Genomic DNA, 19426 nt, shown 5'->3' on the forward strand with positions numbered 1-19426 from the left:
CCATGAACGCCAACTTCGCGTCCTTCCTCTACCTCGTCTCCGGTGTCCTGTTCATCATGGCGCTGCGCGGCCTGTCGCATCCGACCACCAGTCGCCAGGGCAATCTCTACGGCATGATCGGCATGGGTATTGCCATCGCCACCACACTGGCTCTGGCGACCCCGTCCGCCGGCCGCTTCGGCCTGATCGTGCTCGGCCTTGCCATTGGCGGCGGCGTCGGCGCCGTTACCGCGCGCCGCATCGCCATGACCTCGATGCCGCAGCTGGTCGCTGCCTTCCACTCGCTGGTCGGCCTCGCCGCCGTCATGGTGGCGGCTGCCGCGATTTATGCCCCGGAAAGCTTCGGCATCGGCACGGATGGCGACATTCATGCCCAGGCCCTGATCGAGATGAGCCTTGGCGTCGCCATCGGCGCCATCACCTTCACCGGCTCGGTCATCGCTTTCCTCAAGCTCGATGGCCGCATGTCCGGCAAGCCGATCATGATCGGCGCACGCCACTTCATCAACGCCGCACTTGCTATCGCGCTCGTCGTGCTGATCGTGTTGCTGGTCACCACCGAGTCCAAGCTGGTCTTCTGGCTGATCGTTGCCGCCTCGCTGGTGCTCGGTATCCTGCTGATCATCCCGATCGGCGGCGCCGACATGCCGGTCGTCGTCTCGATGCTGAATTCCTATTCCGGCTGGGCGGCGGCGGCGCTGGGCTTCACGCTCGGCAATCTGGCGCTGATCATCACCGGCGCGCTGGTCGGCTCATCCGGCGCGATCCTGTCCTACATCATGTGCAAGGGCATGAACCGAAGCTTCATCTCGGTCATTCTCGGCGGCTTCGGTGGGGAGACGGCAGCGGCCGCCGATGACGGCATCGAACGCACGGTCAAGCAGGGTTCTGCCGACGATGCCGCCTACCTCATGATGAACGCCCAGAAAGTCATCATCGTGCCGGGCTACGGCATGGCGGTCGCCCAGGCGCAGCATGCACTGCGCGAAATGGCCGACAAGCTCAAGGCCAATGGCGTCGACGTGAAATACGCGATCCACCCGGTCGCCGGCCGTATGCCCGGCCACATGAACGTGCTGCTCGCCGAAGCCAATGTGCCCTACGACGAGGTGTTCGAGCTTGAGGACATCAACTCGGAGTTCGCGCAAGCCGACGTTGCCTATGTCATCGGCGCCAACGACGTCACCAACCCGTCCGCGCGCGACGACAAGTCCTCACCCATCTACGGCATGCCGATCCTCGATGTCGACAAGGCGCGCACCTGCCTGTTCGTCAAGCGCTCGCTCGGTTCCGGCTATGCCGGTATCGACAACACGCTGTTCTATAAGGACGGCACCATGATGCTGCTCGGCGACGCCAAGAAGATGACCGAAGAGATCGTCAAAGCCATGGATCACTGATCCGGGATAAGCGCCGGGACACGCCAAGAAGAGCCCGGCTTCGCGCCGGGCTTTTTCTTGGCTGGCTTTCTTGGCTTGACGGCGATTTCGGCGCTACGATGACGAATTCCCGCCTGGACGGCGGGATTGTCGTCGACGGAGACGTTGGTGCCTGACCCGATCGCATCGCCGCCCGCCGGGAAAGCGCCGCGCAAGCCTGGCCAGGCGGTGGTGATCGTGCATGGCATGGGCGAACAGCGGCCGATGGATACGCTGCGAGGCTTTGTCCAGGCTGTCTGGAGCCATGACCCCAACCGCGCGCCGTTTTATGCCCATGTCGCCGATCCGGCCGACCCCGCCGGCGCGAAGATCAACCAGAGCTGGATCACTCCCGACAGCCGGACCAATTCGTACGAACTTCGCCGCATCACCACGCCCTACGATGTCGATGGCCGCCGCACCGACTTCTACGAGCTTTACTGGGCCGACATCACGCAGGGCACGACGCGAGGCCGGCTTGCTGCCTGGGTGACAAATCTGCTGTGGCGCAAGCCCGCCGACATACCGCCGGACGCCCGAAAGCTCTATCTGGTCACTCTGGTTGCCGTCATCATCGTCCTGGTCGCGACGCTCGCGCTTGCGACGTCGGTTTGGCAGCAGCAGATTTCGTGGACCGTCGGCGTCCTCGTCACCATCCTGGCATCGTTCGTCATCTGGTCGGTGGACCGTTTTGGCCTTCCCTATTTCGGCGATGTCGCGGCCTATGTGCGCGCTGAAGCGGCCACGGTAGAGAAGCGGGCGCTGATCCGCGACCGCGGCCTGAAGCTGCTGAAGCGTCTGATGATGGACGATACCTACGATCGCATCGTGCTGGTCTCCCACAGCCTCGGCTCGATGATCGCCTATGACCTGTTGCAGATCTTGTGGTCCGATTTCAGGCCCCGAAAACTGGAGGCCATCCGCGACAAGGCGAAACTGAAGGCTATCCACGCCATCGACAAGGCGACGCTTGTTGCCGACGGCTCGGCATGGCCCGGCAGCCTTGACGATCTTGCCGGGTTCCGGCGCGATCAGTGGGAGCTCTATCGCCAACTGCGCACCAGGGACGACAGCCATCGGCCTTGGAAGATCAGCGATTTCGTCACGCTTGGTAGCCCGCTGACCCACAGCGAATTTCTGGTGACGCACAATCTCGCTGAATTCAGGCGCGGCATCGCCGAGCGCCTGTTCTCGGCATGTCCGCCGATTGCCGAGGGAGCGGCGGCCGGTGGCACCGTGCTTTATCAGGAAGGGCGCAACCGTTCTTCCGGCAAGCCGCAGCGGGCGGTGCATCATGGCGCGGTGTTTGCTGCGACGCGCTGGACCAATATCTTCGACCGCGGCAACGGTTGGCTGACGGGCGACCCGATCTCCGGGCCGATGGCGGAGAATTTCGGCCCGGGCATAGAAAACATCCAGGTCGAGCTGCGCGGTTCCCTCGGCCGGGTCTTCACCCACACGCTGTACTGGTCGTTGGCGGCGACCGGTATCGAGGTTGCCGCCGGCGATCAGCCGCGCTCGCATCTCGCCGTGCTGCGCGACGCTGTCGACCTCGGTCGCAAACTGGAGCCGAGCCAAGCCGAAGTGCCGGCGATTCCTCCCCGAAAATAAGAACGGATTTCAGCGAACGGGGCCAAGGCAGCGCCGCTCGACAACTTCAAAGCAAAGCCGCTCCGGGCGGGCCAGAGTGGCTTTGTTGCAAGTGCTGTTCAACGGTTGGTGATAAAAACCGCTTCCTCATCGTCGCGCTGCCTGCCGCCAAGGGCCGCGGCAGCACTGGCGATAAAGGCGCCGATGGCCAGCGAGAGCGCACCAAGCAAGGCAAACGTCGCGCTGGCCTTCCTGGCTGTGTCGGCGGCCTGCTGCGCCTTGACCTTGGCGTCCTGGGCCTTGGCGAGGACGGCATCCACCCGGGTCCTGGCATCTGCTTCCGAAAGCCCCGTGCGAACGGCGACCAGCTGCGACAGATAGGTTTTGTCGTCTGCGGAAACCTCGCCTGCCGCGGCGCCGGCGATCAGGATGCGCGAAGCCTGCCCAACCGCGGCCGCATCGCTGTCCGGATTGGCGGCCGCGAGCTTGCCCGGATCGGCCGGACGGAACAGTGAATCCACCAGGTAGGATGTCGCATTGTCGGCCGACGCGCTGCCGGCATTGGCCGAAGCCCCCGCCGATGCGCCCATGGCCGCACCAGACGCGATGGTGGACACCGCCTGCACGCCCGAGCCTATGGCAGCGGAAAGCGCGGAGCCAAGCACGCCGACGACGAGCAGTGTGGCCAACGCCCAGGCAAGAAAGCCATGGGCGGTATCACGGAAATACACCTCGTCCGTGTGGATGCCGACCCATTTGGTGCGCAGGCGTCCGGCAAGGTAGCCGCCGACACCCGAGGACAGCCATTGCACGATGATCAGCCAGACGGCGGTGGATGCCGCGAAAGTGGTGACAGATGCGCCGGATCCCGACCAGGGCGACACCATGCTCAATCCAAGCCCGGAGCCCAGCAGCATGAGGATGAAGGTCAGCGTCGAGGCCGCGAAGGCACCGGCGATGATCGGTCCCCAACTGACGGCGGTGGAGGAGGATTCTGTTGAAGTGGAAACGTCGACAGCCGATAGGGTGGACTGCATAAGTGCCCCCTATCGTACGAACAGCATGATCAGAATGATGATCGGGATCGGTATGCCGAGCAACCAGAGCAAAATGCCGCGTCCCATGGAAGCCTCCTGTTAGAAATTGTGATCGATATTGTCACAATGTCTCGCAGGGACTTCCGTTCCGGCGCGTTGCAAATTGATTTTGTTGCCGCCGGTGGAACAATTGGCGCGCCGCAGCGCGCCAATTCAGATTTAACGTCCAGATCAGATATCCAGATTGGCGACCGACAGCGCGTTGTCCTGGATGAACTCGCGCCTGGGCTCGACCTCGTCGCCCATCAGCCGCGAAAACAGCGAATCCGCATCGGTCGCGTCATTGACCTTGACCTGCAGCAGCGAGCGCACGTTCGGATCGAGCGTGGTTTCCCACAGCTGTTCGGCGTTCATCTCGCCGAGACCCTTGTAGCGCTGCATCGTCAGGCCCTTGCGGCCTGTCGCAAAGACCGCATTGAGCATCGCCAGCGGCCCCGAGATGGTTTCGGAGACATCCTTGCGGCGCAGCACCGGGGGCGACCCGTAGACCTCGCTGAGGCGCTGTGCGTAACGGTCGAGCTGGCGTGCGTCGGCCGAATTGATCAGCGCCAGGTCGAGATGCGCATATTCCTTGACGCTGCGCACCGTGCGCTCGAACACATAGCCGCCCACGCCTTCATTCGAGGTCGACATGCGGCCGGTCCAGCCGCGCTCGGTGTCCTCGGCGATGATGTCGAGGCGTTTTGCAATCCGCTCCGCCATGTCGTTGGCGCGGCCGAGATCGGCGAACACGTCCGGGTTGAGCCCACCGGCGATCGCCGCCTGCTCGACGACGCCTCTGTTGTAGCGCGTGTGCAGGCCGTTGATCAGCTGGCGCACCGCCAGCGCGTCATCGATGGCGCCACGCAGGTCCTGCCCGATGCGAACCTCGCCCGAGCCGAGCGTAAGCGATGCTTCCTCCAGTCCCGAACCGATCAGGAACTCCTCGAACGCGCTCTCGTCCTTGATGTATTGCGAGCTCTTGCCGCGCGTCACCTTGTAGAGCGGCGGCTGGGCGATGTAGAGATGGCCGCGCTCGATCAGCTCAGGCATCTGCCGGAAGAAGAAGGTGAGAAGCAAGGTTCTGATATGGGCGCCGTCGACGTCGGCGTCGGTCATCAGGATGATCTTGTGGTAGCGCAGCTTGTCGGCGTTGAACTCGTCCTTGCCGATCGAGGTGCCGAGCGCCGTGATCAACGTGCCGATCATGTCGGAGCCGAGCATGCGGTCGAAGCGCGCCCGCTCGACATTGAGGATCTTGCCGCGCAACGGCAGGATCGCCTGGTTCTGGCGCGAACGCCCACCCTTGGCGGAGCCGCCGGCGGAATCACCCTCGACGATGAAGATTTCGGATTTCGCCGGGTCGCGTTCCTGGCAGTCGGCCAGTTTGCCGGGCAGGGAGGTGACGCCGAGCGAACTCTTGCGGGTGATATCGCGCGCCTTGCGCGCCGCTTCGCGCGCCGCCGCCGCCTGGATCACCTTGTCGACGACTACCTTGCCTTCGCTCGGGTGTTCTTCCAGCCAGGTGCCGAGCGCTTCGTTGACCAGGCCTTCGACGACAGGACGGACTTCCGACGAGACCAGCTTGTCCTTGGTCTGCGAGGAGAATTTCGGGTCGGGAACCTTGACCGATAGCACCGCCGTCAGACCTTCGCGGCAATCGTCGCCGATCAACGAGACCTTTTCCTTCTTGGTCAGCCCAGAGGATTCGCCATAGCCGGTGATCTGACGCGTCAGCGCGCCGCGGAAGCCGGCCAGATGCGTGCCGCCATCGCGCTGCGGGATGTTGTTGGTGAAGGCCAGCACGTTCTCGTGGTAGCTGTCGTTCCACCACATCGCCACTTCGACGGTGATCCCGTCGCGCTCCGCCCGGATGGCGATCGGCTTGTCGATCAGCGGTTTCTTGACGCGATCGAGATATTTGACGAATTCTTCGAGGCCTCCATCGTAGTGCAGTTCATGGCGCACGACATCGGCGTGACGGGCATCGGTCAAAATGATGCGCACGCCGGAATTGAGGAAGGCAAGCTCGCGCAGCCGGTGTTCCAGCGTGCCGAAGTCGAACTCGACCATGGTGAAGGTCTCGGACGACGGGAAGAAGGTGATCTGGCTGCCGCTGCGGCCCTCATAGGTGCCCGGCTGCTTGTCCTGCTCATAGCTGCCGGTCGCCTTCAGCGGTGCGTCGGCATTGCCATGCGTGAAACTCATCTCGAAGATCTGGCCGTTGCGGCGGATTTTCAGCTTCAGCCACGCCGACAGCGCGTTGACCACCGAGACGCCGACGCCATGCAGGCCGCCCGAGACCTTGTAGGAATTCTGGTCGAACTTGCCGCCGGCATGCAGCTGCGTCATGATCACTTCGGCCGCCGAAATGCCTTCTCCGGTGTGGATATCGGTCGGAATTCCGCGGCCATTGTCGATCACAGTGACCGAACCATCGGGGTTGAGCGTCACGGTGACGAGGTCGGCGTGACCGGCCAGCGCCTCGTCGATGGCGTTGTCGACCACTTCATAGACCATGTGATGCAGGCCCGAGCCGTCGTCTGTATCACCGATATACATTCCGGGGCGTTTGCGGACAGCGTCCAACCCCTTCAAAACCTTGATGGAATCGGCGCCGTATTCGGCTTCAGCGCCGTTGTTGTTGTCGATCTGATCGCTCATGAAAACCTGTTGTCTGGATGCCGCCTGCACAGCGCGAAAAATCCGCGCCGAATCGCGCCTCTGATATCGACTAGATATAGGCGCAAAAGGCGGTTTTTCCAAGGTTTGCAGGCATTTCACTGGGAATGGCCGGCTGCCAATGGCGGGCCTCCGCCGGCCCCCATTTCACTTCGGCCAGCGGGTCCTTGAGAAACCTTGATCATGAACTTGTATCTCGGCGCCAGCCGCCCGCTGCGGTCGCGCCCCAGAGTCATGTCGGGCGGGCGGCCGGATCAGGCGGTGGTCGTCGTCGGCGATGACCAGGGCCAAGGCCCCACCACCACGGTGGCGGTGGTGAGCATAGGCAGCAAGGCAAACAGCAAGCGCAAATCGAACTGCCCCCCAGCTCGTTCCTGTGCACGACCACCTCTCTATGGCAGCAAACCGGGGTTTTTTGCGGAAGACCAGCGTTTTCAGCCTGCCCGCATCGGCTTCAAAGCCTCGCTCCAGCGCAGCAGCTCGTCGAGCATGGTTTTGGCTCCGCCCTGCACCTGTTCGCTGGCGTTGAAAGCGCCATTTTCGTCGAGCAGTTTCTGGTACATCGGCAGCGCGACGCCTTCCGGGATCGGCATGACACCTACCGAGGTCAGCAGCGGCTTCAGCGCTTGCGCCGCGCGCAGGCCGCCGGAGACGCCGCCATAGCTGAAAATGGCGGCTGCCTTGTACTTCCATTCGCGCGAGAGATAGTCGATCGCGTTGACGATCGCCGGCGCCACGAAATAATTGTATTCCGGCGCCACGAAGACGAAGGCATCGGCGGCATCGATCGCCTTGGACCAGGCTTTGGTATGATCGTTCTGGTAGTTGCCAAGCCTTGGATGGTGCGGTTCGTCCAGCACCGGAAGCTTGAACGCATCGATGTCGGTCAGTACAGGCTCGAATTTCCCGTGCTCGCGCGCGAACCTCTCCAGCCACTCGGCAAAAATCGGTCCGGCGCGGCCTGGCCGCGTGCTGCCGATGATGATGTTCAACTGGTGCTTCAAGCTGGGCTCCTGCGGTGGCGGTATCCATTGGTGACTGCCACCTAGGGCATGCCGCTCGGGGCAACAAGAAGGCACCTCGCGGTAACCGGTCACATTCCGGAGAGTAGGGCCTTGCCGTTCGGTCACATGGACGCGTGCTTTGCGGCCCACTACATTGGGTCATCAGCGGAGCACAGCATGGACATCCAGCCCGCCCCCTTCATTCCCCCGGCGCCGAAGCCGCGCACGACGCCGCCCTCGACGTTGGAGATGATCCGCATCGTCTACCGCAACCCGCTCGAATTGTGGGGTGAGCATACCTACAACGAGCCGTGGATCTCGGCGAACGGCGTTGGCGGACATCTGATCGTCGCCAATGATCCCGCCCTGATCCGGCATGTGCTGGTCGACAACGCCAGGAACTACAAGATGGCGACGGTGCGCCAGAAGATCCTGCGGCCGATCCTGCGCGACGGCTTGCTCACCGCCGAGGGCGAGGTCTGGAAGCGGTCGCGCAAGGCGATGGCGCCGGTGTTCACGCCGCGCCACATCTTCGGCTTCGCCCAGCCGATGCTGAGGCGCACGCAGGACTTCGTCACCCGTTACGAAGACGGCGGCACGTCTGACATCGCCCAGGACATGACGCTGCTCACTTATGACATTCTGGCCGAGACGCTGTTTTCCGGCGAGATATCAGGCGAGCCCGGCAGTTTCGCCAACGAGATCGACCGCCTGTTCGAGACCATGGGTCGCGTCGATCCGCTCGACCTGTTGCGTGCGCCCGACTGGCTGCCGAGGCTGACCCGCATCCGTGGCCGCAAGACCATGGCCTATTTCCGCAAGATCGTCACCGACACGGTCAAGATGCGCGAAGCGAAATTCAAGCGCGATCCCGATGCCGTGCCGCAGGATTTCCTGACACTGCTGCTCAAGGCCGAGGGACCCGACGGACTGACGCGGGCCGAGGTCGAGGACAATATCATCACCTTCATCGGCGCCGGCCATGAGACGACGGCGCGTGCGCTCGGCTGGACGCTCTATTGCCTGGCTGAATCACCGTGGGAGCGCAACCGGGTCGAGCAGGAGATCGACCAGGTGCTGGCGCGCGAGCCCGATCCGACGAAATGGCTCGATGCCATGCCGTTCACGCGCGCGGCTTTCGACGAAGCGCTCAGGCTCTATCCGCCGGCGCCGTCGATCAACCGCGAGCCGATCGAACCGGAAATGTGGAAGGATCTTCATATCCCCAAGCACGCCGCGGTGCTGGTGATGCCTTGGGTCGTGCATCGCCACAGGAAACTGTGGGACCGGCCGGATGCCTTCCTGCCGGAGCGCTTCCACCCGGGAAATCGCGAAAAGATCGACCGCTTCCAGTATCTGCCGTTTGGCGCCGGCCCACGCGTCTGCATCGGCGCCAGCTTCGCCATGCAGGAGGCGATCATCGCGCTGGCGATCATGCTGTCGCGCTTCCGCTTCGACACCACCGCCGAAACGAAACCTTGGCCGGTACAGAAACTGACCACGCAGCCGCAAGGCGGTCTACCGATGCAGGTCACGCCGCGTTAGGCATGACACCTTCAGGCAGTTGCGCCGGATTAGGCCGCGGGCTTGCGTTGCTGGAACTGGCCGGCGGCGCGGTAGCGCCAGAGATAGCTGGGCAGGATCGTCGCGATCGACTGCGACTGGATGCCTAGCCCCGCAAGCGTCCTGTTGGTCTGGTTGGCGGCGTCCGAAACGATGTTGTGCTCGCGCAGCTGCATCACCTGGTCCTTGGTCAGCAGCGGGTTGGGCAGGAGACCGAGGATCGAGGCCTGGATGTTGGCCACCCACCACGGAACCGGCACCAGCAGCCGCTTGCGCTCGATCACGTCGAGCAGCTCTTCCATACACTGCTTGAAGGTGAGCACCTTCGGTCCGCCGAGTTCATAGATCTGGCCGCCATCCACCTTGCCGTCGACCGAGCGCGCCACCGCTTCGGCCACGTCGCCGACATAGACCGGCTGAAACTTGGTCTGGCCGCCGCCGATCAGCGGCAGCACCGGCGAATAGCGCGCCATGTTGGCGAAGCGGTTGAAGAAGCCGTCCTCGGGTCCGAAATTGATCGACGGCCGGAAGATCACGGCGTCCTTGATCGTCTCCAGCACAGCCTTTTCGCCAAGCGCCTTGGTGCGCGCGTAGTCTGATTCGGAGTCCAGATCGGCGCCAAGCGCAGAAATGTGGGTCAGGCCGGCGCCGACCGAGCGCGCGGCCTCGGCCACTGCGCGGGCGCCGAACTCGTGCACGGCGGAGAATTTCTGCCGGCCGCTCTCATGCAGGATGGCGACCAGATTGACGACATGGTCGGCGCCTTGCACGGCGCGGTCTACCGACCAGCGCACGCGCACATTGGCCTGGACCGGCTGGATCTGGCCGACATTGCCGAGCGGCTGCAAATGGCCGGCAAGATCGGGCCGCCGGCAGGCGACCCGGATGCGATAGCCGCGCTTGGCCAACGCGCGCACGACATGGCGGCCGACAAAGCCTGACCCGCCAAAGACGACGACGAGCTTTGGGGTCTGCAGGATTTCGGTCATGGCTGGCTCCGGCGCTCGCAGGCTTGGCTGAAGCCGTTTCATAATCCGTTTCGTGCCAAAGGCAAAGGGCGACGCGTCGTCGCTATCAGCCTGTCAGAACGCTTTGCCGATACGGGCGTCGACCGAATGGCGGTTGCCGCCGCGAATGACGAAGAAGAGCAGGATCGCTGCCCACAGCAGCGACTTTTCCGCACCCGAATAGCCTTGGCCCATGGTGACCCAGTGGAACCAGACCGTGACCAGCAGCACGAACAGGCCGGCAAAGGCGGCCGGCCGCGTCAAAAACCCGATGGCGATGAAGATGCCGCCGAAGAATTCAGTGCAGGCCAGAAGCAACGACCACAACGCGCCCGGATAGAAGCCGAGACCCTCGACCATCTCGGCAGCGCCGAAAGGATTGGTGATCTTCTGCGAACCGTGGATCGCGAGAAACCCGCCGGCGACGACGCGAAGAACGGTTTCGGCACCATCGTGCAGGGCCGCGTAAAACCTGCCAAGGACCGGGATGACAAGGGCGTTGCGGGGATTGTCCGTGCTTGCCGACATTGTAGCTCCTCTGTTTTGCTCAATCGGCGCAAACGGCCGATCAGGTTGGTCGAAGTCAAATAAACAAAAGTTGACCAAAACGAGAATGTTTTACCATCGTGCGATCAAAACGCAGAAAACCCCGCTGAAGCGGGGTTTTCCGGGTGACATCCATGCGAAGCCAGGGGCCGACGGCGCGGCCTGACCTGAGACGGTATCAGGAGGGCGTGAAGCAAGTACGCCCACCCCAGCCCTGAACATCCGACATGGTGCCACCAACCTTCTTGCAGGCGGCGACGAAATCAGCGCTGCAATTGGCGAATTTTGCATGGCCGTTCTTGCAGTAGTGGTCTTCGGTGGCCCCGCCGCTCGGGGCAGCGATGACACCCGGGCTGGACGGCTTGACCGGTGCGGCCTTCAGGGTGGCTGCCTGTGTGGCGCCCATGAACGAGCCGAGCAGAAGGACGGCGGTCAGCATGGTGATCTTGGTGTTGGTCATGGCAATTTCCTTTGATTTGGGTTGAGTTTTCCGAGGCGCGAAGGACCGGCCTTCGCGTGATGCAGGCTTTCGATTTCGGTTTGCTGCTTCCCTCGGTGTGGATCGGGCAAGCTCGCCTTGCCCTGGACAAAGCTGGGTCGCAGCAAGGCGCGAAAAGGTTCAGCGGCGCGCAAAGAAAATCGCACTGCGCCGCGCCTGCGGCGGGCGAATTCCAGATAACTAATTGATATTTAATAGATATTCAGGAAGAATAGCGTGCAGCGAATTCGGAAATGCGCTGCACCACGGCCTTCGATGCGGTAATGCCGCGCGCTTGCGCCTTCTCGGCGGCCTCTGCGCGGGCACGACCGGGCACATGCACGCCGAAGCGCCGCCGCAGCCGGTCAAGCTGGTCCTTCATTCGTTGCTCGAAATCTGGATCGAGCAGCTTGGGTTCGATAGCAAGCACGAACAGTCCCGTGCCGGGGCTGTCCGGCCCGCCGCTGAACCATGGCGCGTCGAGCGACCAGTTGGCGCCCGACAGGCCCGCCGCCAGCACCTCGACCATCAGCGCGATGTTGGCGCCGCGCTGACCGCCGAAGGCGAGCATTGCGCCCTTCATGGCGGCGGCGGGATCGGTGGTCGGGTTGCCGCTGGCGTCCAGCGCCCAGCCTTCCGGGATTGTCTTGCCGTCCTCGGCCGCTTTGCGGATGTTGACGAAAGCGGTGGCGCTCGACGACTGGTCGATGACCAGCGGCGCCCCGTCGGCGGCAGGCGCGGCAAACGACATCGGGTTGGTGCAGTAGACCGGCTTGACCGAGCCCGAGCCGGCAAGCACGGCCGGGCCGTTGGTGGCTGCGAACGACACCAGTCCTTGTGCTGCCAGCCTTCCGGTGAAATAGCCGAGCGCGCCGCATGTATAGGCGTTCTTCTGCGAGAAGATGGCGACACCGAACAGCTTTGCCGCCTTGGCGAGGTCGTCGATGGTGCGGTCGAAGCCGGTATGCGCCAGCCCGCCGCGTGCATCGGAGAGATAGACTGCCAGCGCCGGCCGGGTGATCACCGGGTCGGCATTGCCGTCGATGCGTCCGGCTTCCAGCGCCTCGAGATAGTCGATGAAATGCGACAGACCGACCGAGGAAAGCCCTTCGGCCTCGGCTGATATGATCGAAGCAGTGAGCGATTGCGCCGCTTCCTCATTGGCGCCGGCGCCAAGTGCCGCCATCCGGCACAGTCCTTTTGCCTGGTCGAGACTGAGTTGCATCATGGCCGTCCTAGGGGAGTAGGAGTAGGGGAGTACGGGACAGTGGGCAGTGAATAGCGAATGGGGATGGAAATGTGAATGTGGATAGTGGCCCGATACTCCCCTACTCCCCTACTCCCCTACTCCCCTACTCCCCTCTAACCAATCTTGTTCGGGATCCTGGCCTCTATCCTGCTGAAGGCGAAGACCAGAATGCCGGTTATCGTCATGTAGATCAGCGCCAGCAGCAGCAAGGGCTCGTAGGTGAGGTAGGTGTCCTGCCGTACTTTGGACGAAACGGCGAAGATGTCGATGACGCTGATCGTCGCCACCAGCGGCGTCGACTTCAATTGCAGCACGGTCTCGCCGGTCAGCGTCGGCAGCGCCCGGTAGATGGCTTGCGGCAGCCAGATCCGCCGGAACGCCTTCCAGCGGCTCATGCCGAAGGCGCGGGCGGCTTCGAGTTGCCCCTTGGGCACGCCGGCGAAGGCGCCGCGCATCACCTCGCCCTCATAACCGGCGAAAGACAGGGTCAACGCTAGCACGCCATAGGGCCAGGCTTGCCTGAGATATGGCCACATCCAGGATTCGCGGATCCAGGGATATTGCGGGAACAGCGAACCCAGGCCGTAGTAGAGCAGCCAGAGCTGGATCAGCAGCGGCGTGCCCCGGATCACCGTGCAGAACACCTTGGCGGGTGCGGCGAACCAGAAGGAGCCGGCGGCTTGCGCCAGCCCGAGCGGCACGGCCAGCAAGAAGCCCAGGACGCAGGTGACGGCCAGAATCCACAGCGACCGCCAGATGCCGATCAAGCCCATTTCATAATATTGCGGCAGCCAGTCCCAGCGCATGAAAAAGGTTGCCGACAAAACAAGGCCCAGTGCGATCAGGGTCAGCACGATGCGGTGCGGCTGCAGCCACAGCGACGTTCGCGCGACGACGTTGATGATGGCCGCCTCGTTGGCCATCAGCGCGCCTCCTTGAGCGAAGGCATGCCGCGCCGCGACCAGGTCTCGACCCGGCCGATGACGAGGTTGGAGAACAGCGACAAAAGCAGATAGAGCACGCCCGCCGCGAAAAAGAAGGTGAAATAGGCCTTGGTGACACCCGCCGCCTGCCGCGTCGCCAGCGCCAGTTCGTAGAAGCCGACGACCGCCAATAGCGCGGTGTCCTTGGTGGCGATCAGCCAGAGATTGGCGAGGCCCGGTATGGCGAAGGGCAGCATTGACGGCAAGGTGATGCGCCGCAACATCAGGCCCGGAGACATTCCATAGGCGCGGGCGGCCTCGATCTGGCCCTGCGGAATGGCCAGGATCGCGCCACGTATCACCTCTGTCGAATAGGCGCCCTGGACGAAGCCGAGCACGGCGATGCCGGCGGCAAGGCCGCTCACATCGACGCGCTGATAGCCCATGGCCGTCAGCGCCTGGTTGATCAGGTCGGTTCCGGCATAATAGAGCAGCAGGATCAGCACCAGCTCGGGCACTGCGCGCACGATGGTGGTGTAGACCGCCAGGAGATCGCGCACCACCGGCCCGCCATAAAGCTTGCCATAGGCGCCGCCGGTGCCGATCAGAAGGCCGAGGCACGTGGCGCCCAGCGCGATCTCGATCGAATGCAGCAGCCCGACCAGAAGCGTCCCGCCCCAGCCTGGCGGGTAGGGCGAGAGAAGCTCGGTGATGCCGGCCGCGGAGGCCGAAAGAAGTGCGTCGATCAGCGTCGCCCCCGATGTGCTGGCCAACCGCCGACGGCTGCGTCGGCGGCAAACATGCCTTGGGAAAGATCGGGCAGGTGGGGCACGGCGCTGACGCCATACCCCACCGCTCATACGAGGATCGTCAGTTCGACTGCGCGCCGCCGCCGCCGTAAATGTCGAAATCGAAGTATTTCTTCGAGATTTCGTCATACTTGCCGTTGGCGCGGATCGCCTTGATGCCGGCGTTGATTTTGCCCTTCAGTTCGGTGTCTTCCTTGCGCACGCCGGCGCCGACGCCCGGTCCGAGCACTTCGTCATCGGGAGCGACCATGCCCTTCAGGTCGCAGCAGGCCTTGCCCTGGTCGGATTTGAGGAATTCGCCAAGCGCGATGGAATCGGCCTGCACCGCATCGAGGCGGCCGGCGGCCAGATCGTTGTTGGCCTCGTCCTGAGTCTGGTATTCCTTGATCTCGGAGGCTGTGCTGCCAAAGTGCTTCTTGGCGTAGACAGCGTGCACCGTCGACACTTGCACGCCGACCACTTTGCCCTTGAGGTCGTCCGGAGCGGAGCCGAATTTCTGGTCCTTCGGCCCGATGATCGCGGTCGGGGTGTTATAGTACTTGTCCGAAAAGTCGATCGTCTTCGCGCGTTCGGCGGTAATCGACATCGAGGAGACGATGAGGTCGATCTTCTTGGTCGTCAGTGCCGGGATGATGCCGTCCCAGGCAACCGGGGTGATGACGCAATCGAGCTTCTCCTCGGCGCAGACGGCGTCGATGAAGTCGATCTCCCAGCCGATCCATTTGCCCGAAGCATCGGGCGAGGTGAAGGGCGGATAAGGCTCGGCGGCGACGCCGATCTTGACCGGATCGGCCTTGGCCACGCCCATGGCGGCGACGCCGAGCAGCAGCGCTGCGGCAAATGTCTTCAGAACGGTCTTCATTTCATGACTCCCAGTTTGTTGTTGGTTCCCGGTTTTCTTCCGTCCCGGCTTGCCTAGCCGATGTTGCGGATGAACTGCTTCAGCCTTTCGGATTTCGGTGCGCCGAAGATCTGCTCCGGCGGCCCTTCTTCCTCGACCAGCCCGTTGTAGAGGTAGACGACGTGGGTCGCGACCTCGCGGGCGAACTTCATCTCGTGGGTGACCAGCACCATGGTGCGGCCTTCGCGCGCCAGGTCGCCGATCACCTTCAGCACCTCGCCGACCAGTTCGGGATCGAGCGCGGAGGTGGGCTCGTCGAACAGCATGACGCGCGGATTGATGGCCAACGCCCGGGCGATCGCGGCGCGCTGCTGCTGGCCGCCCGACAGATAGGCCGGATAGACGTCGCGCTTTTCAGCCAGACCGACACGGGCGAGCAGCTTCTCGGCCTCGCCGATCGCCACATCGCGCTTGACGCCAAGCACATGCACCGGAACCTCGATGACGTTTTCGATCAGCGTCATGTGGCTCCACAGGTTGAAGTTTTGGAACACCATGCCGAGCTTGGAGCGGATGCGCTCGATCTGCTTGCGGTCGGCCGGAATGGTGTGGCCGTGGCTGTCGGCCTTGAGTTTGATCTCCTCGCCATTGACGCGAATGATGCCGCTGGTCGGGTTTTCCAGGCAGTTGATGCAGCGCAGCAGGGTCGACTTGCCGGAGCCCGAGCCACCGATGATGGCGATGACCTCGCCGTCGCGCGCTGACAGCGAGACGCCCTTCAGCACATGCAGCTCACCGAACTTCTTGTGCAGGTTCTCGACATGGATGGCTTCGGCGGCGCCGTCCTGCGCCTTGCCGGATCGGACTGCGGCAGCTTCCACCACGCTCACCGGGTGACCTCTATCGGGTCGGTTGCGGTTCGTCGAACGTGTATCCGGCTAATCAACATATACGCTGTACTGCCCCGCTCCAGACTTCAGCATGGACCCAACGGAGAGAGCCCGTCAATCCTGCATATTACGGCACTTGCGAGCTTGTTGTGCAAGTGTATAAATAGCCTTCCATGAAATTTTCTCGATTTTTTTCAGCGAAAAAGGACTTCGATGAGCGCTTTCGGATCACAGTCCATGGCGGCGCCGCTGCGCCGCGTGCTGATGCGGTCGGCGGCCAACGCCATGCGCAATGCCGACAGGGCTGCCTGGCACTATGGCCCGGGATTCAATCCGGCGAAAGCGGCATCGCAGCACGCGCTCCTTGCTGAACTGGTGGCGGCTTCCGGTGCCGAAATCGAATGGATCGAGGACACGGCGGATGGACTTTCGGACTCGGTGTTCACGCACGACCCGTCGCTGATGACCGATCGCGGCGCGCTGATTCTGTCCATGGGCAAGCCGTTGCGCGCCAGGGAGCCCTCGCTGCATGAGGAAACCTACCGAAGGCTGGGCATTCCAATCCTGGGCCGCGTCGAGGTTCCTGGCCAGGTCGAAGGCGGTGATTGCGTATGGCTCGATGCCCGTACGCTGGTGATCGGGCGCGGTGTCCGCTCCAACCAGGAAGGCATCCAGCAGGTTTCCAACCTGCTGACGCCGCTGGGCGTTTCCGTCTACGGCTTTGATCTTCCGCTGTGGCAAGGCGAAGAAGCGTGCCTGCATCTGATGTCGGTGATCAGCCCGCTGGCCGACGACCTCGCATTGGTCCATTCACCGCTTTTGCCGGCCCCATTCTATCAGATGCTGAAGGCGCGTAACATCCGGCTGGTCGAAGGCGACGCCGAAGAGTTCGCGGCTTCCAACGGCCTTAGCCTGAACGTGCTGCCGACCAGCCCACACAAGATCATTGCCGTCGCAGGCTTTCCAAAGACCAAAGCCGCGATGGAAGCCGCCGGCTGCACGGTCGAAATCTTCGAGGCGGATGCGCTCTGCATCGCCTGCGAGGGCGGGCCGACATGCCTGACGCGACCGATCCTGCGCCAATGAATATGCCATCCCGCCGCAGGTTCCGTCGCGAGGGCGAGGAGCGGCGGCGGCAGGATCTGATCGAGGCCACTCTGGACAGTGTGGCGGAACATGGCCTGCAGGGCGCCACCTTGCGCACCATCGCATTGCGTGCCGGCGTCACCGCCGGGCTGATCCGGCACTATTTTCCCGGCAAGGAAGAATTGCTGCAGGAAGCCTATGCAGCGCTGATGGGCCGCATGACCGAGCAGGCGAAAGCGGCTTTGGTCATGGAGAATGCCTCGCCTCGCCAGCGCCTAGCGGCTTTCGTCACCGCCAACCTCAATGCGCCGATTATCGACGCGCGGGTGTTTTCGCTCTGGGCAACCTTCATCGGCCGCGCCAGAGCGGATCCGACCCTGGCCCACGCCCACCGCGAAGGCTACCTTGGTTTTCGCAATGAGGTGGAAGCGGTTGTGGCCGAGGTGCTCGCCGCCGAACGGCGCAAATCGGACGCAAGCCAATTGCGCCACCATGCCATCGCGATTAATGCGATCATCGACGGACTCTGGATCGAAGGCTGCCTGGCCGGCGAGATGTTCTCGCCCGGCGAATTGGCGGCGATCGGCATCAAGGCCGTCGAGGCCGAACTAGGCCTCGCGCCGGAAGGGGAGGAAAACCAATGACGACACTCGGCGAAGCGCTCATTTCGCTGCTCGAAGCCCATGGCGTCGACACGGTCTTCGGGATTCCCGGCGTCCACACGGTAGAACTCTACCGCGGGCTAGCGCGCTCCAAGATCCGCCACGTCACGCCGCGTCACGAACAGGGCGCCGGCTTCATGGCCGATGGCTATGCGCGCGCCAGCGGCAGGCCGGGCGTCGCCTTCGTCATCACCGGACCGGGGCTGACCAACACCATCACCGCCATGGGGCAGGCACGTGCCGATTCGGTGCCGATGCTGGTGATCTCAGGCGTCAACGCCACGCCGACGCTGGGCAAGGGGCTGGGCCATCTGCACGAATTGCCGGATCAGCGCGGCATGATGGAGAAGGTGGCGCTGTTTTCGCAGCGCGTTACCGAGGCTGGCGAATTGCCCGGCGCGCTGGCGCAGGCCTTCGCCCTGTTTTCATCGGCCCGGCCCGGCCCGGTGCATATCGAGATCCCGACCGACGTCATGGTCAAGCCGGCGGATGGCATCGCTGCCATGCTGAGCAATGTGACGCCGCCCGTGCCGGAAGGTGTCGCAATTGCCAACGCGGCCAAACTCATCAGTGCCGCGCGCCGCCCGCTGATCCTGGTCGGCGGCGGCGCCAAACGCGCCGAAGCGCCACTGCGGCGTCTGGCCGAACGGCTGGGGGCGCCGGTCGTCCAGACCACCAATGCGCGCGGCCTGCTGCATGGTCATCCGCTTTGCGTGCCGGCCAGTCCCAGCCTGAAGACAGTACGGGCGCTGATGGCCGACGCCGACCTGGTCATTGCCGCCGGCACCGAATTCGGCCCGACCGACTATGACGGCTACAGCGATGGCGGCTTCGTCGTGCCCGCCAACCTGATCCGTATCGATATCGGCGCGGACCAGCTTGCCCGCCGCCCGGCGACGGTTTCGATCCAGGCCGATTGCGCCGAGGCGCTCGAAGCACTGCTTCTGGAAACCCGCCATGTCGGGGCAAGCGAGGGCGGTTCGTCGCGCGCCGCTACTACACGCAAAGCAGCCTTTGCCGAGCTCAATCCGACACTGCAGGGGCAGGTGCGCGCCGTCGAGATGATCCGCGACGCTTTGCCGGGCGCGCTCATCGTCGGCGATTCGACGCAGCCGATCTATGCGGCCAACCTCTATTACGACCATGATCGGCCAGGCGGCTGGTTCAATGCCGCCACCGGCTTCGGCGCGCTTGGCTACGGCCCGCCGGCCGCAATTGGCGCGGCCCTTGCGATACCCGATGCGCCGGTCGTCTGCCTCACGGGTGACGGCGGCTTTCAGTTCACGCTGCCGGAACTGGGCGCCGCGCTCGACGCGCGGGTACCGGTCATCTTCGTCGTCTGGAACAACAGAGGCTACCGCGAGATCGAAACCTCGATGCTCGATGTCGGCGTCGAGCCGGTTGGCGTATCGCCGGCGCCGCCGGATTTCTGCAAGCTGGCCGAGGCTTATGGCATCGGCGCCGAACGGCTTGCCGATATCGACGCTCTCGCGGACGCGCTGAAGCGCGCCCGGGCCACCGGACTGCCGCGCGTCATCGAAATCACAGTTGACTGAAGCGCGGGTTTCCCGTCTTGGCGGGCCACGGCTGAAGTGTCGGACG

17 protein-coding genes are annotated in these 19426 nt (G+C 63.6%); 6 read left to right on the forward strand and 11 right to left on the reverse strand.

Annotated features, from left to right (window positions below; genetic code table 11):
• Nucleotides 1-2 precede the first annotated feature (2 nt).
• Nucleotides 3-1400 (forward strand): NAD(P)(+) transhydrogenase (Re/Si-specific) subunit beta, encoded by a 1398-nt coding sequence (locus M729_RS0133760; RefSeq protein ID WP_013528201.1) that lies wholly within the window; start codon nucleotides 3-5, stop codon nucleotides 1398-1400.
• 147 nt (nucleotides 1401-1547) lie between these two features.
• Nucleotides 1548-3029: a hypothetical protein gene (locus tag M729_RS0133765; protein WP_027164208.1), complete on the forward strand. Its 1482-nt coding sequence runs from the start codon at nucleotides 1548-1550 to the stop codon at nucleotides 3027-3029.
• Nucleotides 3030-3127: 98 nt separating this feature from the next.
• On the opposite strand, the gene M729_RS0133770 is transcribed toward M729_RS0133765, so the two are convergent.
• From M729_RS0133770 to M729_RS0133780, 3 genes are all read right to left on the reverse strand, one after another.
• The gene (locus M729_RS0133770; RefSeq protein WP_013528199.1) at nucleotides 3128-4045 is read right to left on the reverse strand and encodes a hypothetical protein; all 918 of its coding nucleotides are present in this window, start codon (nucleotides 4043-4045) and stop codon (nucleotides 3128-3130) included.
• 231 nt (nucleotides 4046-4276) lie between these two features.
• Nucleotides 4277-6748, reverse strand: coding sequence for a DNA topoisomerase (ATP-hydrolyzing) subunit B (gene gyrB, locus M729_RS0133775; protein ID WP_027164209.1), 2472 nt, complete (start codon nucleotides 6746-6748; stop codon nucleotides 4277-4279).
• Nucleotides 6749-7200: 452 nt separating this feature from the next.
• Nucleotides 7201-7770, reverse strand: a complete 570-nt coding sequence (locus M729_RS0133780) for an NADPH-dependent FMN reductase (RefSeq protein WP_024501906.1) — start codon at nucleotides 7768-7770, stop codon at nucleotides 7201-7203.
• A gap of 177 nt (nucleotides 7771-7947) precedes the next feature.
• Here M729_RS0133780 and M729_RS0133785 point away from each other — a divergent pair, with 177 nt between their 5' ends.
• A complete protein-coding gene (locus M729_RS0133785; protein WP_027164210.1) occupies nucleotides 7948-9315 on the forward strand; it encodes a cytochrome P450 in 1368 nt (455 codons plus the stop codon).
• Nucleotides 9316-9344: 29 nt separating this feature from the next.
• On the opposite strand, the gene M729_RS0133790 is transcribed toward M729_RS0133785, so the two are convergent.
• The 8 genes from M729_RS0133790 to M729_RS0133830 form a co-directional block, all read right to left on the reverse strand.
• On the reverse strand, nucleotides 9345-10322 hold the full coding sequence (locus M729_RS0133790) for a complex I NDUFA9 subunit family protein (RefSeq protein WP_013528195.1): 978 nt from the start codon (nucleotides 10320-10322) through the stop codon (nucleotides 9345-9347).
• A 93-nt stretch (nucleotides 10323-10415) separates the two neighbouring features.
• Complete coding sequence (locus M729_RS0133795) at nucleotides 10416-10868, reverse strand: DoxX family protein (RefSeq protein WP_027164211.1); 453 nt, start codon at nucleotides 10866-10868, stop codon at nucleotides 10416-10418.
• A gap of 196 nt (nucleotides 10869-11064) precedes the next feature.
• Nucleotides 11065-11346, reverse strand: coding sequence for a hypothetical protein (locus tag M729_RS0133800; protein WP_013528193.1), 282 nt, complete (start codon nucleotides 11344-11346; stop codon nucleotides 11065-11067).
• 241 nt (nucleotides 11347-11587) lie between these two features.
• Nucleotides 11588-12589 carry an Ldh family oxidoreductase gene (locus M729_RS0133810; protein WP_024501902.1) on the reverse strand — a complete coding sequence of 334 codons (1002 nt, stop codon included), beginning with the start codon at nucleotides 12587-12589 and terminating at the stop codon, nucleotides 11588-11590.
• 137 nt (nucleotides 12590-12726) lie between these two features.
• Entirely contained in the window at nucleotides 12727-13536 is an 810-nt protein-coding gene (locus tag M729_RS0133815; RefSeq protein ID WP_027164213.1) for an ABC transporter permease, read from the reverse strand.
• Nucleotides 13536-14249, reverse strand: a complete 714-nt coding sequence (locus tag M729_RS0133820) for an ABC transporter permease (protein ID WP_197031624.1) — start codon at nucleotides 14247-14249, stop codon at nucleotides 13536-13538. Before M729_RS0133820 ends, M729_RS0133815 begins: the two co-directional genes overlap by 1 nt.
• Before the next feature lie 157 nt (nucleotides 14250-14406).
• On the reverse strand, nucleotides 14407-15207 hold the full coding sequence (locus M729_RS0133825; RefSeq protein ID WP_027164214.1) for a transporter substrate-binding domain-containing protein: 801 nt from the start codon (nucleotides 15205-15207) through the stop codon (nucleotides 14407-14409).
• Nucleotides 15208-15260: 53 nt separating this feature from the next.
• Nucleotides 15261-16076 (reverse strand): ABC transporter ATP-binding protein, encoded by an 816-nt coding sequence (locus M729_RS0133830; RefSeq protein ID WP_013528188.1) that lies wholly within the window; start codon nucleotides 16074-16076, stop codon nucleotides 15261-15263.
• Between the two features lie 213 nt (nucleotides 16077-16289).
• On the opposite strand from M729_RS0133830, the gene M729_RS0133835 reads away from it, so the two are divergent.
• From M729_RS0133835 to M729_RS0133845, 3 genes are read left to right on the forward strand one after another with little or no spacing between them, the layout of a single operon-like run.
• Entirely contained in the window at nucleotides 16290-17162 is an 873-nt protein-coding gene (locus M729_RS0133835; protein WP_024501898.1) for a dimethylarginine dimethylaminohydrolase family protein, read from the forward strand.
• Nucleotides 17159-17806: a TetR family transcriptional regulator C-terminal domain-containing protein gene (locus tag M729_RS0133840; RefSeq protein ID WP_032809890.1), complete on the forward strand. Its 648-nt coding sequence runs from the start codon at nucleotides 17159-17161 to the stop codon at nucleotides 17804-17806. Before M729_RS0133835 ends, M729_RS0133840 begins: the two co-directional genes overlap by 4 nt.
• The gene (locus tag M729_RS0133845; protein ID WP_027164215.1) at nucleotides 17803-19380 is read left to right on the forward strand and encodes a 5-guanidino-2-oxopentanoate decarboxylase; all 1578 of its coding nucleotides are present in this window, start codon (nucleotides 17803-17805) and stop codon (nucleotides 19378-19380) included. Before M729_RS0133840 ends, M729_RS0133845 begins: the two co-directional genes overlap by 4 nt.
• The last annotated feature ends 46 nt before the right edge of the window (nucleotides 19381-19426 follow it).

This window comes from Mesorhizobium sp. WSM1293, assembly GCF_000513875.1.
In the GTDB taxonomy this organism is placed as follows: Bacteria; Pseudomonadota; Alphaproteobacteria; order Rhizobiales; family Rhizobiaceae; genus Mesorhizobium; species Mesorhizobium ciceri.

Coding starts and splice junctions, on each gene's coding strand:
- gyrB (WP_027164209.1), bottom strand. CDS start 6,748: ATGAGCGATCAGATCGACAACAACAACGGCGCTGAAGCCGAATACGGC.
- M729_RS0133835 (WP_024501898.1), top strand. CDS start 16,290: ATGAGCGCTTTCGGATCACAGTCCATGGCGGCGCCGCTGCGCCGCGTG.
- M729_RS0133845 (WP_027164215.1), top strand. CDS start 17,803: ATGACGACACTCGGCGAAGCGCTCATTTCGCTGCTCGAAGCCCATGGC.
- M729_RS0133825 (WP_027164214.1), bottom strand. CDS start 15,207: ATGAAGACCGTTCTGAAGACATTTGCCGCAGCGCTGCTGCTCGGCGTC.
- M729_RS0133810 (WP_024501902.1), bottom strand. CDS start 12,589: ATGCAACTCAGTCTCGACCAGGCAAAAGGACTGTGCCGGATGGCGGCA.
- M729_RS0133770 (WP_013528199.1), bottom strand. CDS start 4,045: ATGCAGTCCACCCTATCGGCTGTCGACGTTTCCACTTCAACAGAATCC.
- M729_RS0133760 (WP_013528201.1), top strand. CDS start 3: ATGAACGCCAACTTCGCGTCCTTCCTCTACCTCGTCTCCGGTGTCCTG.
- M729_RS0133815 (WP_027164213.1), bottom strand. CDS start 13,536: ATGGCCAACGAGGCGGCCATCATCAACGTCGTCGCGCGAACGTCGCTG.
- M729_RS0133785 (WP_027164210.1), top strand. CDS start 7,948: ATGGACATCCAGCCCGCCCCCTTCATTCCCCCGGCGCCGAAGCCGCGC.
- M729_RS0133790 (WP_013528195.1), bottom strand. CDS start 10,322: ATGACCGAAATCCTGCAGACCCCAAAGCTCGTCGTCGTCTTTGGCGGG.
- M729_RS0133800 (WP_013528193.1), bottom strand. CDS start 11,346: ATGACCAACACCAAGATCACCATGCTGACCGCCGTCCTTCTGCTCGGC.
- M729_RS0133840 (WP_032809890.1), top strand. CDS start 17,159: ATGAATATGCCATCCCGCCGCAGGTTCCGTCGCGAGGGCGAGGAGCGG.
- M729_RS0133795 (WP_027164211.1), bottom strand. CDS start 10,868: ATGTCGGCAAGCACGGACAATCCCCGCAACGCCCTTGTCATCCCGGTC.